Genomic DNA, 14541 nt, shown 5'->3' with positions numbered 1-14541 from the left:
GGCGCGCCGAGAGAAGGGCGTCGGCGGGCTCGTGGCACGATTGACGGCGATGTCACCGACCACGCCCCTGCCGCAGCAAGCCGCCCCGTCCGGCCGCCGCGAGCTGCCCGAAGCCCCGTTCCTGGCCGCCGCGCGCGGCGAACGCCCGGCCCGCACCCCCGTCTGGTTCATGCGCCAGGCGGGCCGCTCGCTGCCCGAGTACCGCGCGCTGCGCGAAGGCGTGCCGATGCTGGACGCCTGTTTCGACCCCGAGATGCTCGCCGAGATCACGCTGCAGCCGGTCCGCCGGCACGGCGTCGACGCGGCCATCCTCTTCAGCGACATCGTCGTGCCGCTGAAGGCCGCGGGCGTCGACATCGACATCGTCCCCGGCACCGGCCCGGTGGTCGCGGCGCCGGTGCGCGACCTCGCCGCCGTCAAGGCGCTGCCCGAGCTGGCCACCGAGCAGGTCTCGCAGGTCGCCGAGGGCGTGAAACTGCTGGTCGAGCGGCTCGGTGAGACGCCGCTGATCGGCTTCGCCGGCGCGCCGTTCACGCTGGCCAGCTACCTCATCGAGGGCGGGCCGAGCCGCAACCACGAGCACACCAAGGCGCTGATGCACTCCGCGCCGGAGGTCTGGCACGAGCTGGCCGGGCGGCTGGCCGACATCGCGCTGACCTTCCTGCGCGCGCAGCTCGATGCCGGCGTCGACGCGGTCCAGCTGTTCGACTCCTGGGCCGGCGCGCTGTCCGAGCGGGACTACCGCCGGTTCGTCCTGCCGCACTCGGCGCGGGTCCTCGAAGGCGTCGCCGCGTACGGCGTGCCGCGCATCCACTTCGGCGTCGGCACCGGCGAGCTGCTGCCCGCGATGCGCGACGCCGGGGCGGACGTCGTCGGCGTCGACTGGCGCATCCCGCTGGACGAAGCCGTCCGCCGGCTGGGCGGGCACGCCGTGGTGCAGGGCAACCTCGACCCGGCGCTGCTGCACGCGTCCTGGCCGGTGCTCGAAGCCGAGGTCCGCCGGATCGTCGAAGAGGGCAAGGCAGCCGACGGCCACATCTTCAACCTGGGCCACGGCGTGCTGCCGGGCGTCGACCCGGACGTGCTGACCCGCGTGGTCGGGCTGGTGCACGAGCTGTGAAGCGCGTCGCGGTCGTCGGCGGCGGCGTCTCCGGGCTGACCGCGGCGTACCGCCTGCGGCGCCTGCTCGGCGAGAGCGCCGAGATCGTCGTGTTCGAGAAGACGAAGACGCCGGGCGGCAAGCTGCGCACGGCCGAGCTGGCCGGTGTCCCGTACGACGTCGGCGCGGAGGCGTTCCTCGTCCGCCGTCCCGAGATGCTCGCGCTGGTCCGCGAGCTCGGGCTCGACGTCGTGAACCCGACCAAGGCGCGCGCGAAGATCCACGCCGGCGGCAGCGTCACCGGCCTGCCGCCGGGCACGGTCATGGGCGTCCCGGCCTCGGCCGAGTCGGTGGCCGGAGTGCTGTCGGAGGCCGGACGGCGGGCCGTCGAGGCCGAGCCGTCGCTGCCCGAGCTGCGGCTGCCGAGCGGCGACCTGCCGCTCGGGCCGCTGCTGCGCGAGCGGTTCGGCGACGAGCTGGTCGACCGGCTCGTCGACCCGCTGCTCGGCGGCGTCTACGCGGGCGGCGCGGACGGCCTCGGCCTGCGCGCGACCATGCCCGGCCTGGCCGCGGCGGTGGCCGCGGGCGCCGGTTCGCTGACGGCGGCGGCCAAGGCGCAGTTGCCCGCTTCGCCGGGGACGGCGCCGGTGTTCGGCACGGTCCCGGGCGGCCTGGGCACGGTGATCGACCGGCTGACCGAGCTGTCCGGCGCCGAGCTGCGGACCGGGCTGCCGGTGTGCGACATCGAACGCCACGGCCCGGGCTGGCGGCTGCGGATCGGCGCGAACCCGACCGCGCACGCGCCCGCGGACAACACGGTCGAGGCCGACGCGGTGCTGCTCGCGGTCCCGGCGCCCTCGGCCCGGCGGCTGCTGGCCGACCTGGTCCCCGCGGCGTCGGCGGCGTTCGGCGAGGTCGAACTGGCGTCGATGGCGGTCGTGGCGCTGGCGCTCCCGCCCGGCACGGCGCTGCCCGACGCGTCGGGAATCCTGATCGGCCAGGGCGAACGGGACGCTTCGGGCGTGCCGTACGCGGCGAAGGCGTTCACGTTCTCTTCGCGCAAGTGGGCGCACTTCGGCTCGGGACCGGTGCTGGTCCGCGGTTCGGTGGGCCGGTTCGGCGAGCTGGGCGCGTTGCAGGCCGACGACGTCGAGCTGGTCCGAGTGGTCCGCGACGACCTCGCGCGGCTGACGGGCGTGACGGCGGCGCCGATCGAGACCCTGGTGACGCGCTGGGGCGGCGGCCTGCCGCAGTACGGCACGGGCCACCTCGAGCGCGTCGAGCGGATCGAGAAGGCCGTCGCGGAGATCCCGGGGCTGGCGGTGGCGGGAGCGACCCTGCACGGCGTCGGGCTGCCGGCCTGCGTCGCGACGGCCGAGGCGGCGGCGCACCGGATCGCGACGCACCTTTCCGCGTGAGTGCGCTCACCCGGCCCCGTGGCAGCGTCCGGCGGGCCGCGGTGACAGGATGGAACCATGGCGCGGGTCAACTACAACGAGCTCAACGACACCATCCGCTACACCACCTGGTCGGTCTTCCGGATCGAGCCCGGCCGGCTGGGTGAGGACCGCGGGGCGGCCGGTCGCGAGACGACCGAGTACCTCGACGGCCTGGAGGCCAAGGGCGTCGTCGTCCGGGGTGTCTACGACCTCTCGGGCCTGCGCGCCGACGCCGACTACATGATCTGGTGGCACGCCGAGGAGATCGAGCAGGTCCAGGCCGCCTACTCCGGTTTCCGGCGGACCCCGCTCGGCCGCGCGTCGACGCCGGTCTGGAGCCAGACCGCGCTGCACCGGCCGGCCGAGTTCAACAAGAGCCACATCCCCGCGTTCCTCGCGGGCGAAGAGGCGCGCAAGTACATCTGCGTGTACCCGTTCGTGCGGTCCTACGAGTGGTACCTGCTGCCGGACGCCGACCGCCGCAAGATGCTGGCCGACCACGGCAAGGAAGCCCGCGACTACCCGGACGTCCGCGCCAACACCGTCGCGTCGTTCGCGCTGGGCGACTACGAGTGGATCCTCGCGTTCGAGGCCGACGAGCTGCACCGGATCGTCGACCTGATGCGCCACCTGCGCGGCACCGAGGCGCGGCTGCACGTCCGCGAAGAGGTCCCGTTCTACACGGGCACGCGCGTGCCGCCGGCCGAGCTCGTCGCGGCGCTGCCGTAGTGCGCGAGGCAGTGGAGGGCGTCTGGCACGCCCTCACCGAGTCACGGCCGGGCCCCTTCGAGCTGACCGGCACCGAAGACGTGCTGCCCGGCCCGTACCGGGTCGCGGCGGCCGCGACGGCGTCGATCGCCGCGGCGACGCTGGCCGCCGGCGAAATGCTTCGGGCGCGGGAGATCGACCCCGGCGTCGTCACGGCGGACACGCGCCACGCGGCGGCGGCGTTCCACAGCGAGCAGCTGCTGCGCGTGGACGGCGCCGGCGCCGACTCGATGTGGGCGCCGCTGTCGGGCAACTACCGCGCGGCCGACGGCTGGGTCCGCCTGCACTGCAACTACCCGAAGCACGAAGCGGCGGTGTGCTGGGGCCTCGGCGTGCCCGGCAGCCGGGAGGCGGTCGCGAAGGCGGTCGCCGGGCGGAGCGCGCGCGAGATCGAGCACGCCGTCGTGTCCGCCGGGGGAGCGGCCGCCGAGCTGCGGTCACCATCGGACTGGGCTGTGCATCCCCAAGGGGCGGCCGTGGCTTCGCTGCCGCTGGTTTCGGCTTCGCCGGTGGGGGAGGCGCCCAAGCGGACGTTGTTCTACTCGGACCGGCCGCTGGGCGGGGTCCGGGTGCTGGAGCTGACGCACGTGCTGGCGGGCCCGGTGGCCGGCCGGGTGCTGGCGGCCCACGGCGCCGACGTGCTGCACGTCGGCGCGGCGCACCTCCCGCGGGTCGAGGCGCTGGTGCGCGACACGGGCCAAGGCAAGCGTTCGGCGTTCGTCGCGCTCGACACCGAAGGCGGGCGGGCGCGGCTGAAGAAGCTGATCAGCCGCGCGGACGTGCTGCTCCAGTCGTTCCGCCCGGGCGCGCTGGAGCGGATCGGCTTCGGTGCGTCCGAGCTGGCTTCGCTGCGGCCCGGATTGGTGATCGCGGACCTGAGCGCGTACGGCTGGGAAGGGCCGTGGGCGCGCCGGCGCGGGTTCGACAGCCTGGTCCAGATGTCGAACGGCATGGCTTTCGGCGCGGAGGGGCCTTCGCCGTTGCCGGTCCAGGCGCTGGACCACACAACGGGCTGGCTCGCGGCGGCGGCGATCATGACGGCGCTGCGCCGCCAGCTGACCGACGGCGGCACGTGGCGGGTCCGGTTGTCCCTGGCCGGGACGGGCCGGTGGCTGGATTCCCTGGGCCGCAAGGATCCTGCCGGTGCGTCGGTCGATTTCGGCGACCTGCTGGAGGAGGCCGACAGCGGGTACGGCCGGTTGACGAGGGTCCGGATGGCGGGCGGGTTGCCGGGAGCCCAGCCGCACTGGGACTTCGGGACGCGGCTGCCGGGAGTCGACAAACCGACCTGGACCCCTTAGCGAGCGGCGGCCGGGCGCGGCCCGCCCTTCCCGGGGGTGCCCCCGCATCCAGTTTACCGGTGGTGGCCGACGGAAACGCCGCGCCGAGCATGGTTGTCCACAAGGCGGCCGGCCTGTGGACCAGCGGCGCTGAGGGCGGGACATCAAGCCCGCCGCCGGCCTGTGGACTACCGGCGTCGGAGGCGGGACACCAAGCCCCGCTTCGGTTTCGGCAGATACCCACCCGCGATCAGCCACGTCACGAACTCGTCCGCGTACGCCCCCGACCGCTCGGTGTCCCGCTTCGGCCGGGCAGCGTTGAACGCCGCGAACAACGGCCCGAACCGGTCCCCGAGCGCCTCCGCCACCTCCGGCCGCTGGTGCGCCAGCACCCGCCCGTGCTTGCGGCGCAACACGTTCGCCTCCACCCGCAAGCGCGCGGCGTCGAAGCCCGCCGGTGCCGGGCCGGACGCCAGCAACGCCTGCAGCAACTCCGCCTGCCGCGCCGCCAAGTCCTCGCGGCTCACCCCGTCACCGCCGCGCGCAGCGCTGCCAGCTCCGCAGCCAGCTCCTCGTCCGTCGGGTAGTCGTCGTCGCGCTCCAGCAGCACTCCCGGCGGGTCCGTCCGGCGGCGCAGTTCCGCCAGCAGCGCCAGCACCTCCGGCAGCACCGGGTGCGCGTGCGTGTCGTGGTAGACGCCGTCGCGCTCGATGCCGCCCGCCATGTGCACGTACGCCAGGCGCTCCCACGGGATCCCGTCGAGGAACGCGACCGGGTCCGTGCCGATGTTGCGCGCGTTCGCGTACAGGTTCGCGACGTCGATGATCAGCCGGCAGTCCGTGCGCTCGGTCAGCTCGGTGAGGAACTGCTCCTCGGTCAGCTCGTTGTCCGGCCAGTCCAGCACCGCCGCGATGTTCTCCAGCGCGAACGGGACGTCCACAATGGACTGCGCGAGGCGGACGTTCGCCACCAGCACGTCCAGTGCCTCGCGCGTGCGGGGGAGCGGCATCAGGTGACCCGAGTCGAGCCCGCCCGCGCGGACGAAGCACACGTGGTCGCTCACCAGCGGCGCGTCCACGGCCCGCGCGATCTCCGCGAGGTGCTGGACGCGCCCGGTGTCGAGCGGCTCGGCCCCGCCCAGCGACAGCGAAACCGCGTGCGGCAGCACCGGCAGCCCGCGCCGGCGCAACGCCACGAGCGTCTCCGGGAGGTGGTCGGCGTGCAGGTTCTCGGCGACCACCTCCACCCAGTCGACGCCGGGCAGCCGGGCGATCGACAGGTCCAGCTCGTGCCGCCAGCCGATCCCGATGCCGAGCTCACCCACCGCAGCCACCCCCACCGCACGAAGAACCGCACGACGACCCGCTGCTGCACGACGAGCTGGAGCACGACGACCCGCTGCTGCACGAGGACCCACCGGACGAACCGCCGCCGCCGAAGGACGTCACCGGCGGGGTCAGCGCCGCGCTCAGCTCCTCGTCCGGGTACATCGCCCAGCCGCCGAGGGCGACCGCCGCCGCGGCGCCGCCGAGCAGCACCCCGCCCGCCAGCATCCCCGCCGGCAGCGGACCGCTCGACGCGGCCCGGGCCTGGCCGAGCACGCGGTGCCCCGCCGCCGAGGGCTGCCGCGGCCCGGTCTTGGACCGCCGGACCGCCGCCACGATCGTCAGCACGGCCGCGACCAGCACCAGGAACACCAGGATCCCGACGGGGCGGCCCAGCGAGATGCCGTTGACCAGCCGCGCCACGCCGAGCACCAGGACGGCCAGCTGCAGCACGAGCCCGAACGTCCGGGACTGGCGCTTCGCCGTCGCCGACGCCAGCAGACCCCGCTGGTCGAGGCCGTCTTCCAGAGCGCGCATCGCCGCCGACTGCCGGCCGTACGCCCGCAGCGTCGCCGTCGTCTTCAGCTGCGCCGCGTCGAAGACCGCCTGCTCCAGCGGTTCGGACGGCCGCGTCCCGGCCTGGCTGACCTGCTTGTAGCTGTTGACCCGCAGCTGGCCGCGCTCCACCAGCGCCGCGATCGCCGCGTCCACGGCCCGGTCGGGGCCGCCGGCGAGGAACGCGAGCTGGTAGACGGTCGGCGGCGGGCCGGGCCGCTCGGTGTTCGCCCGCAGCGCCCGGCTCGCGACGACCCCGGCCACGACGACCCGGACGAGCAGCACGGCGACGAGCAGTCCGATGTAGAGGACCACGAAATCCGGTCCGGAGATGCCCCACGGGTCGTCCATCGCCCGTCTCCCCTCAGTGAGTTGCGGTTACCGTAGCTGTGAGACGCGGCTGGTCGCGTCGGCGTTTCAACCGCCGCAGCCCCCGCCGCCACCCCCTCCGCAGCCGCCGCCCCCACCGCCACCGCAGGAGCTGCTGCCGCTGCTGCACGAGCTGCCGCCCCAGTAGCCGACGGCGACGCCGCCGCCGGCGCCGGCGAAGCGGGTGCGACGGCTGGACGCCCGCGCGGCCGCGTGCCGCGCGGCCTGGGTGGCGGCCTGCCGGATGTCCTTGTCGGGGTGACCGCTCAGCCCGTACGCGGCGACCGCCCCGGCCGGACCGGTCGTGAGCGTCCCGGCCGCGCGGGCCGCTTCGGCGGCCGCCTTGCCAGCGGAGGTGGCCTTGACCTGCGGCCGGTGGCGCGCCTTGACGGTGACGGCGATCGCGACGGCCGTGCCCACCGCGAGCAGGCCCAGCAGGATCCCCACCGGGTGCCCGGTGCTCGACCCGGCGATCAGCCGGACCACGCCGATGACGAGGACGAGCCAGTACGCCGCGGCCGTGGCGACCCAGGTCGCGCGCACTTTCCGCGGGTCGGCGAGCAGCCCGCGGCCGACCAGCCCGGTCTCGAGCTCGAGTGCGGTCCGGTGCTCGGCGACCGCGTCGCACACCCGCTCGACCGACGAGCCGTGCTTGCCGATCCTGCTCAGGGCTTCGCGGCCCACGGGATCGGCCGCGGCGCCCTTGACGCGGCTCAGCCAGCCGCTGCCCGACAGCCGGACGATCTGCTGGTCCAGCAGGCTCGCGACGACGTACTCGCCGAAGCGCCGCCGTCCGCCGGTCAGGACCGCCAGCTCTTCGGCCCGCTCGGGCGCGCCGCCGTCGCGGCCGTGCCGCAGGGCGCCGAGCCGGATCGCGGCCGACAGCGCGGGCAGGAGCAGCAGGCCCAGGTAGAGGCCCGCGAACGCCGGTCCGGGAATGCCCCAGGTGTCGGTCATGAGTCCGCCCTCCCTCGTCCGTGTGCGGAGACTACGTTCGAGGAAGGGCGGCGGGTTGTCGGCTTAAGGAGGATTTAGGCTGCGGTCTTTTACTGCTCGGGTACCAGTTTCAGCGAAATCGAGTTGATGCAGTACCGCTGGTCGGTCGGGGTCGGGTAGCCCTCGCCCTCGAAGACGTGCCCGAGGTGGCTGTGGCACGAGCCGCAGAGCACCTCGATCCGCTTCATGCCCATGGTGCGGTCCTCGCGCAGCAGCACGGCGTCGGAGTCGGCCGGGTCGAAGAACGACGGCCAGCCGCAGTGACTCTCGAACTTCGTGTCGCTGCGGAAGAGCTCGGCACCGCACGCGCGGCACTCGTAGACGCCGGTGGTCTTCGTGTCGGTGTACTCGCCGGTGAAGGGCCGCTCGGTCCCCGCTTGGCGGAGCACGGCGTACTCGTCGGGGCTGAGCTGCGCCCGCCACTCCTGCTCGGACTTCACGACGCGCGGGGTCGCGCCGACAACGGGTTTCATACCTTTCACCCGATCCACGTTACGCCGCGAGCCACGCGAGGGCGTGCACGACGATGTCCCATGCGGCCACGATCACGCCGAGCACGATGAGCACGACGATGAGCGCCGACACCCAGTAACGCAGCCCGCCGAGGCGGTTGCTGGAGTCGGCGAAGTCGGCCACGCCGTCCAGCGCGGCTTCGATGGTGTAGTTCGGCCCGGAACGTTCGATCCGGTCGAGGTGCTCGGCGAACGCGCGCGCCTCGGGGTCGTACGGGTCCAGGCCGACCAGGTCCTCGTGGAAGCGAGGATTCTGGCCCGGCAGCGCAGCTCCGTCGTCGGCCATACCTCCACGGTAGGCCATCGGTGCCCGCGAACCCACCAGCGGCGCGTTAAGTCTCAGTAGCCCGACGTGCTGCCGTCGAGCTTCGTGCTCGCGTCGATCAGGGTCTGGCCGCCGACGATGACCAGCCGGTAGGCGTGGCGGCCACCCGCGACGTTGACGTTCATGATCAGCGAGCCGTCGCTTTCGTTGCCGCCCGAGTCGGCGTGCGCGGTGTTCACCTGACCGATGTTGCCCTTGTTCTCGGCCCAGTACTCCTGGTACTTCTGCTCGCTGCCGTAGACCTGCTGGGCCGCGGGGGTGAGCTGGTTCCAGTGGGCGGCCGGGTCGCCGAAGTAGTCGATGACCATCTTGCCGGCCGAGCTGAAGTTGCTGACCCGGCTTTCGGTGGGCGTCTGGCCCAGCTTGGCCGTGACGTTCGAGTTGCTGCTGGAACCGGTCGTCCCGGGCGAACTCTGCCCCGCGGTCGGCTGGTTGCCCGGCGACTGGGCGTTCGTGCTGCCGCCCGTGCCGCCGCCGCTGCCCGAGTTCAGCACCAGGAAGACGATGACCGCGACCACGACGACCGCGGCGCCTCCCCCGGCCAGCAGCGCGTACTTGCGCTTGTTGTCCGGCTTCGGGGCGTTCGACGAGTACTGGGGTGCCCTGGCCGTCGGCGCGGCCGCGGGCATCGGTCTGGGCGGCGTGTTCGGCGGCGCGGCGGGCGAGCGCATCGGCATGAACGCCGCGGTCGGGCGCGGCGGGTTCGACGCCTTGTTCGCGGGCACCGGCGTGCCGACCGGCGGCGACGACGGCGCCTTCTGGTCGGTGCGCTGCCACGGCGGGCGCTCGCCGCCGTCGGCGGGCGCGGCGGGCTTGCGGCCCCCGCCACCCGACAGCAGCGGCGGCGACGCCGACATGCCGCCCGGCTCGGTGCGGGCCAGCGCGGCCAGCCGCTCGCGCGCCTCGGCCATGCTGGGCCGCTCGCCCGGCTCGCTGCGCAGCAGGCTCATCAGCAGCGCGGTGGCCGCGCCCGCCTGCACCGGCGGGTTGATCTGGCCGTTCGCGGCCGCGTAGAGCAGCGCGAGCTGGTTGGTCGTGTTGCCGTACGGCGTGGTGCCCTCGATCGCCTGGTAGAGGGTCGCGCCGAGGGCGAAGACGTCGGAGCTGGGCACCGGGTCGGCGCCGCGGGCCAGTTCGGGCGCCAGGTAGGCGGGGGTGCCGCCGATGAGGCCGGTGGCGGTGAGCGTCATGTCGCCCGCCGCGCGCGAGATGCCGAAGTCGGTGATCTTCGCGGTGCCGGTCTCGTCGATGAGGATGTTGCCGGGCTTGACGTCGCGGTGGACGATCCCGGCGCGGTGCGCGGCCACCAGCGCGGACGCGACCTGCTCGCCGATCCGGGCGACGCGCCCGAGCGGGAGCGTGCCTTCCTCGGACAGGATCGTGGAGAGGCTGGGCCCGTCGAGGTACTCCATCACCAGGCACGGGTCGCCGTTGTGCTCGGCGATGTCGAACACGACGATCGCGTTCGGGTGCTGGAACCGGGCCGCGTTCTTCGCCTCGCGCATGGCGCGCTGGCGCATGTTGTCGCGTTCGGTCTCGGAGACGCCCGGCTGGGGGAGGATCTGCTTGATCGCGACGGTGCGCTCGAGGCGCACGTCGGTCGCGCGCCACACGACTCCCATGGCACCGCTACCAATGTGCTCGACGAGGCGGTAGTGCCCCGCGATCAGCTGACCGGTGTCGATGGCGGCTGCTCCTGACGAAATTCCCGGTGATGGTGGCCCTGCTCAGCGCGTTTACGCTTCGCGCACCCGATCGAGTGTAGCGGTCGGCCCTGTGCTGTTCGCGTCAGCCAGCAGGTCCGGCGGACCCGGTTCGGCCGGTGCCCGCTTCTTGAACACCTTGACCAGCCCGATCGCCCCGGCCAGCGCGAACACGCCGTAGCAGGCGAGCAGCGCGGGCGGCGTGTCGCCGGTCAGGGCGTCGCCGAGGACGACCACGGCGACGGTGCCGGGCACGCTTCCGAGCAGCGTACCGGCCAGGTAGGGGACGAGCCGCACCGAGGACACCCCGCAGAGGTAGCTGAAGGGCGCGAACGGCACGACCGGGATCAGCCGCAGCGAGGTGATCGCGAGGACGCCGCCGCCGGAGAGCCGGTCGTTGACGGTCCGCACGGCCGACCGGTGCAGGTGCCGGGTGACCAGGTCCCGGCCGAGCAGCCGCGCCAGCCCGAAGGAGAGACCGGCCGCGACGGTGGTGGCGGCCAGGCCGATGGCGATCCCGGCGGCGGTGCCGACCAGCAGGCCGGCGGCGAGGTTGAAGACCGTGCGCGGGATCGGCGCGACGGTGAGCAGCGAGTAGGCGGCGAAGAGGACGAGCGGGGTGGCGGGCCCGGTGGCGGCGGCCCAGGCGCGCAGCTCGGCGGGACCGGGGATCGGCAACAGCACCGCGGCGGCCACGAAGAGGGCGACGACGGCGAGCGCGACGATCAGCTTGGTGCGGCCGGACACCCGCTCCAGCCTACCGGCCGGGTCGGTGGCTCCCTCGGGGCCGGTCCGCTCGGGCTCTCGCCGCTCCCAAGGCCGGACTGGTGGGGCTCGCCGGCCCGCCCGAGCATCCCGCCGCCCCCATCCCGGGCCCTCGCCGCGTGTCTTTCCCGGGCTCCGGCCGTTTCCGCTGCGCCGACCCCGGCCTCTCGCCACCCTCGCCGCGTGTCTTGAATGAGTCATTCAAGACCTCCGGCGCCCTGAATGACTCATTCAAGACAGCCGGGCGGGCCGTTTCGCGGGCGCCGCGGTGCCGGATCACCGCTAGCGTGGCCGCATGCCCAAGCACGGTGACCCGGTCGAGTACGAGGTGGGCGGGCGCACCGTCCGCGTCTCGAGCCCGGACAAGGTGTACTTCCCCCAGCGCGGCATCACCAAGCGGCAGGTCGTCGAGCACTACATCACGGTCGGCGGGCCGCTGCTGCGCGCGATCGGCGAGCGGCCGACGACGCTGAAGCGGTACGTCGACGGCGTCGAGGGCGAGTGGTTCTACGCCAAGCGCGTGCCCAAGGGCGCGCCGGCGTGGCTGGAGACGGCCGAGATCACGTTCCCGTCGGGCCGCAAGGCGGCCGAGGTGTGCCCGACCGAGCCTGCGGTGTTCGCGTGGGCGGCCAACCTGGGGACGTTCGACTTCCACCCGTGGCCGGTCCGCCGTCCCGACGTCGACCACCCGGACGAGCTGCGCATCGACGTCGACCCGCCGGACCGCGCCGGCTTCGCGGACGCGGTCGAGGTGGCGCTGGTGGTCCGCGAGGTGCTGGCGGACGCGGGGCTGACGAGCTACCCGAAGACGTCCGGCGGCCGCGGGGTCCACGTGCTGGTCCGGATCCGCCCGGAGTGGGACTTCGTCGAGGTCCGCCACGCGGTGATCGCGCTGGGCCGCGAGGTCTCGCGGCGCATCCCGGACAAGGCGACGATCGCGTGGTGGAAGGAGGAGCGCGAAGGGCGCGTGTTCCTGGACTACAACCAGGCCGCCCGCGACCGGACGGTGGCCTCCAGCTGGTCGGTCCGCGGCACCCCGAGGGCGACGGTGTCGACGCCGCTGACGTGGGACTTGCTGCCGGAGGTCGACGCGGACGACTTCGACGTGCTGACGATCCCGGCGTTTCTGGAGGCCCACGGCGACCTGCACGCGGGGATGGACGCCGAGGCATTCGGCCTGGAGACGGCGCTGGAGTGGTACGAGCGGGACCTGACCGACCACGGGCTGGGGGACATGCCGTACCCGCCGGACTACCCCAAGATGCCGGGGGAGCCCAAGCGGGTCCAGCCCAGCAAGGCGAGACCCGAAGCTTGAGCTGTTTGTGCGCGGCGCCACAACGGTGCTCCGCGCCACTTCCGGGGGCCGGAAACCAATCGGAACGTCACCGCGGAAAACGGGGAGTGATCACCCCGCTGCCCGCTGTCGCCTTTCGGGTCACAAATGTCGTACAGCGTCCTCGGTGGTCTCGACCACCGGCACGATCGGCGTAACGTGCGGTCCCGAATCGACGATCCTCCGGCGACAAGTCCAGGGGCGAGTTCTAGGGAGGCCCTTCGTGGACGACCTGATCGCATTCCTCGCCGCGCGCGTCGGCGCGCGGCAGGCGTTGATCATGCAGGCCGTCAACAAGGCGAAGGCCGGCGAGGCGATGAACCGCGGCGAGACCAAGGTCGCCGTCGAGCAGAAGATCCGCGGGCTGACCGATCTCGAGCTCGATGTCGTCAACCAGATGATCAACGAGATCGAAGCCACGCGGCGGATCCTGCTCGCCCACCGCACCACCGTGTCGGAGAAGGTCCCGGGGTTTCCGCTCTACGGCAGCGAATACTGGTGTGAGACCTGCCACGTGCCCGCCGACGAGGCCGGCTCCAACTGGTGCCTCACCCTGCGCCTGCTGGCCCTGCCCTACGCCGACCACCCGGAGTACAGCGAGCGCTGGCGTCCCTGACGGGAATCCCGGCGCACGGCGGGCGTTGCACCCGGCGTGAGGTTTTCCGTGCTCGATCGCTCGCCCGTGCGGCGGGACGGCGGCACCGCGCGGGCCCTGCGGGACACCGTCGCCTTCGCCGCCGACGTCGAACGGCTGGGCTACCACCGGTTCTGGGTTTCCGAACACCACGGCGTGCCCGGGGTCGCCGGGTCCGCGCCGACCGTGCTGGCCGCCGCCGTCGCGAGCGCCACGAGCCGGATCCGCGTCGGCACCGGGGGCGTCATGCTGCCGAACCACCGGCCGTTGGTCGTCGCCGAGCAGTTCGGCGTGCTGGAAGCGCTGTACCCCGGGCGGATCGACATGGGGCTGGGCCGGTCGGTCGGCTTCACCGCCGGCGTCCGCGACGCGCTCGGCCACGGCAAGGAGGCCGCCGACGGCTTCGGCGCCCAGGTGCGGGAACTGCTCGGGTTCTTCGCGGGCGAGCACCCCGGCGTCCACGCCTACCCGGCCGAGGGGCTGCGCGTGCCGCCGTTCCTGCTGGCCACCGGGTCCGGCGCCGACCTCGCCGCCGAGCTCGGCCTGCCGCTGGTGATCGCGCCCGTTCGCGGCGAACGCGCGCTCGCCGAAGCCGTGACGCGCTATCGGGACGGCTTCCGGCCCGGCGCGTGGGCGAGCGAGCCGTACGTCGTGGTGTCCTCGGCGGTCGCCGTGGCGGACTCGGCGGCCGACGCGCGCCGCCTGCTCGTGTCGGAAGCCTGGGCGACGGTGTATTCGCGCTCCCACGGTGTCTTCCCGCCGCTGTCGCCGCCCGCGGAGGTCCTGGCGCTGCCGATGACCGACCGCGAGCGCCGGCGCCTCGAAGAGACCCTGGACGGCCAGATTTCCGGCACGCCGGCCGAAGTCGAGGACCGCCTCGGCGCATTGATCGACGCCGCGGGAGCCGACGAGGTTTTGGTGACGACGGCCGCCCACGACCAATCCGCGCGGCTGGATTCTCTCGCGCGGTTGGCCGATCTTCACGCGCTTGCGTGAGTCGATTTCCCGATAGCCGGAGATCGGGAAAGAGAATTACCGCTGGCGCAATTCCGTGCTCCGGCGCTACGGTTTCCGGGTGACTGCCGGGTCGGCCTCGAGCCGTGCGCAGACGGGGTTCCCGGCTGAACCCTGACCTCCGGGCGGGCCCGTGGCCCGCCGCCTCCCGCACGTCTTCCGGCATCGGAACGTGCGCGGGAAGGAGGTGAATCGCATGTCCGACTGGAAAGAGTTCGTCGCGGCCCACGCCGAGGGCGGGGTGCTCGACGGCGTCGTGGCCCGGGTGGTCCCGTTCGGCGCGTTCGTCGACGTCCACGGCCGGCAAGGGCTCCTGGTGACCGACGCCGCCCCCGGACCGGGCAGCCGGGTGCGCGTCCGCATCGACCGCATCGACGTGGAACGCCGCCGGTTCAGCCTGGTGAAGGCGTGACGTGAGCCGGGT

The 14541-nt window shown here is 73.5% G+C and carries 16 protein-coding genes; 8 read left to right on the top strand and 8 right to left on the bottom strand.

All coding sequences use genetic code 11. The features are described 5' to 3' along the window. Positions 1-49: 49 nt before the first annotated feature. From hemE to ACERZO_RS29775, 4 genes are read left to right on the top strand one after another with little or no spacing between them, the layout of a single operon-like run. Positions 50-1120: a uroporphyrinogen decarboxylase gene (hemE, locus tag ACERZO_RS29790; protein WP_372668108.1), complete on the top strand. Its 1071-nt coding sequence runs from the start codon at positions 50-52 to the stop codon at positions 1118-1120. Continuing rightward, complete coding sequence (gene hemG, locus ACERZO_RS29785) at positions 1117-2517, top strand: protoporphyrinogen oxidase (protein WP_372668106.1); 1401 nt, start codon at positions 1117-1119, stop codon at positions 2515-2517. The genes hemE and hemG overlap by 4 nt, the downstream gene beginning before the upstream one ends. Positions 2518-2574: 57 nt before the next feature. Further along, positions 2575-3267 carry a hydrogen peroxide-dependent heme synthase gene (gene hemQ / locus ACERZO_RS29780; protein WP_372668104.1) on the top strand — a complete coding sequence of 231 codons (693 nt, stop codon included), beginning with the start codon at positions 2575-2577 and terminating at the stop codon, positions 3265-3267. Further along, the gene (locus ACERZO_RS29775; RefSeq protein WP_372668102.1) at positions 3267-4607 is read left to right on the top strand and encodes a CoA transferase; all 1341 of its coding nucleotides are present in this window, start codon (positions 3267-3269) and stop codon (positions 4605-4607) included. The genes hemQ and ACERZO_RS29775 overlap by 1 nt, the downstream gene beginning before the upstream one ends. Before the next feature lie 167 nt (positions 4608-4774). On the opposite strand, the gene ACERZO_RS29770 is transcribed toward ACERZO_RS29775, so the two are convergent. From ACERZO_RS29770 to ACERZO_RS29735, 8 genes are all read right to left on the bottom strand, one after another. After that, positions 4775-5113 (bottom strand): hypothetical protein, encoded by a 339-nt coding sequence (locus ACERZO_RS29770; protein WP_372668100.1) that lies wholly within the window; start codon positions 5111-5113, stop codon positions 4775-4777. Beyond that, on the bottom strand, positions 5110-5910 hold the full coding sequence (locus ACERZO_RS29765; protein ID WP_372668098.1) for a DUF692 domain-containing protein: 801 nt from the start codon (positions 5908-5910) through the stop codon (positions 5110-5112). Before ACERZO_RS29765 ends, ACERZO_RS29770 begins: the two co-directional genes overlap by 4 nt. Then, positions 5903-6817: a TIGR04222 domain-containing membrane protein gene (locus ACERZO_RS29760; protein ID WP_372668096.1), complete on the bottom strand. Its 915-nt coding sequence runs from the start codon at positions 6815-6817 to the stop codon at positions 5903-5905. The genes ACERZO_RS29765 and ACERZO_RS29760 overlap by 8 nt, the downstream gene beginning before the upstream one ends. A gap of 66 nt (positions 6818-6883) precedes the next feature. Continuing rightward, the gene (locus ACERZO_RS29755) at positions 6884-7792 is read right to left on the bottom strand and encodes a TIGR04222 domain-containing membrane protein (protein WP_372668094.1); all 909 of its coding nucleotides are present in this window, start codon (positions 7790-7792) and stop codon (positions 6884-6886) included. Positions 7793-7881: 89 nt separating this feature from the next. Beyond that, entirely contained in the window at positions 7882-8304 is a 423-nt protein-coding gene (gene msrB / locus ACERZO_RS29750) for a peptide-methionine (R)-S-oxide reductase MsrB (protein ID WP_372668092.1), read from the bottom strand. A 19-nt stretch (positions 8305-8323) separates the two neighbouring features. Beyond that, the gene (locus ACERZO_RS29745; RefSeq protein WP_372668090.1) at positions 8324-8629 is read right to left on the bottom strand and encodes a hypothetical protein; all 306 of its coding nucleotides are present in this window, start codon (positions 8627-8629) and stop codon (positions 8324-8326) included. 53 nt (positions 8630-8682) lie between these two features. Further along, entirely contained in the window at positions 8683-10290 is a 1608-nt protein-coding gene (locus ACERZO_RS29740) for a serine/threonine-protein kinase (RefSeq protein ID WP_372668088.1), read from the bottom strand. A gap of 114 nt (positions 10291-10404) precedes the next feature. Continuing rightward, positions 10405-11118, bottom strand: a complete 714-nt coding sequence (locus ACERZO_RS29735; protein WP_372668086.1) for a TVP38/TMEM64 family protein — start codon at positions 11116-11118, stop codon at positions 10405-10407. A 313-nt stretch (positions 11119-11431) separates the two neighbouring features. Between ACERZO_RS29735 and ACERZO_RS29730 the strand changes: the two genes are divergently transcribed. The 4 genes from ACERZO_RS29730 (at position 11432) to ACERZO_RS29715 (ending at position 14529) form a co-directional block, all read left to right on the top strand. Further along, positions 11432-12451: a DNA polymerase domain-containing protein gene (locus ACERZO_RS29730; RefSeq protein ID WP_372668084.1), complete on the top strand. Its 1020-nt coding sequence runs from the start codon at positions 11432-11434 to the stop codon at positions 12449-12451. Positions 12452-12692: 241 nt separating this feature from the next. Continuing rightward, positions 12693-13085, top strand: coding sequence for a DUF6221 family protein (locus ACERZO_RS29725; protein WP_003068867.1), 393 nt, complete (start codon positions 12693-12695; stop codon positions 13083-13085). A 48-nt stretch (positions 13086-13133) separates the two neighbouring features. Beyond that, entirely contained in the window at positions 13134-14099 is a 966-nt protein-coding gene (locus tag ACERZO_RS29720; protein ID WP_372668082.1) for an MsnO8 family LLM class oxidoreductase, read from the top strand. Positions 14100-14313: 214 nt separating this feature from the next. Next, on the top strand, positions 14314-14529 hold the full coding sequence (locus tag ACERZO_RS29715; RefSeq protein ID WP_372668080.1) for a S1 RNA-binding domain-containing protein: 216 nt from the start codon (positions 14314-14316) through the stop codon (positions 14527-14529). The last annotated feature ends 12 nt before the right edge of the window (positions 14530-14541 follow it).

Origin of the sequence: Amycolatopsis kentuckyensis, from assembly GCF_041679295.1 — a bacterium.
Classification (GTDB): domain Bacteria; phylum Actinomycetota; class Actinomycetes; order Mycobacteriales; family Pseudonocardiaceae; genus Amycolatopsis; species Amycolatopsis kentuckyensis_A.
Note: the sequence above shows the minus strand (reverse complement) of the source record. Positions and strands in the feature narration are given on the sequence as shown.

Excerpts from the sequence above, each read along its gene's own strand:
- hemE (WP_372668108.1), top strand. The coding sequence starts at position 50 with ATGTCACCGACCACGCCCCTGCCGCAGCAAGCCGCCCCGTCCGGCCGC.
- ACERZO_RS29715 (WP_372668080.1), top strand. The coding sequence starts at position 14,314 with ATGTCCGACTGGAAAGAGTTCGTCGCGGCCCACGCCGAGGGCGGGGTG.
- ACERZO_RS29740 (WP_372668088.1), bottom strand. The coding sequence starts at position 10,290 with ATGGGAGTCGTGTGGCGCGCGACCGACGTGCGCCTCGAGCGCACCGTC.
- ACERZO_RS29760 (WP_372668096.1), bottom strand. The coding sequence starts at position 6,817 with ATGGACGACCCGTGGGGCATCTCCGGACCGGATTTCGTGGTCCTCTAC.
- ACERZO_RS29730 (WP_372668084.1), top strand. The coding sequence starts at position 11,432 with ATGCCCAAGCACGGTGACCCGGTCGAGTACGAGGTGGGCGGGCGCACC.
- msrB (WP_372668092.1), bottom strand. The coding sequence starts at position 8,304 with ATGAAACCCGTTGTCGGCGCGACCCCGCGCGTCGTGAAGTCCGAGCAG.
- ACERZO_RS29745 (WP_372668090.1), bottom strand. The coding sequence starts at position 8,629 with ATGGCCGACGACGGAGCTGCGCTGCCGGGCCAGAATCCTCGCTTCCAC.
- ACERZO_RS29755 (WP_372668094.1), bottom strand. The coding sequence starts at position 7,792 with ATGACCGACACCTGGGGCATTCCCGGACCGGCGTTCGCGGGCCTCTAC.
- hemQ (WP_372668104.1), top strand. The coding sequence starts at position 2,575 with ATGGCGCGGGTCAACTACAACGAGCTCAACGACACCATCCGCTACACC.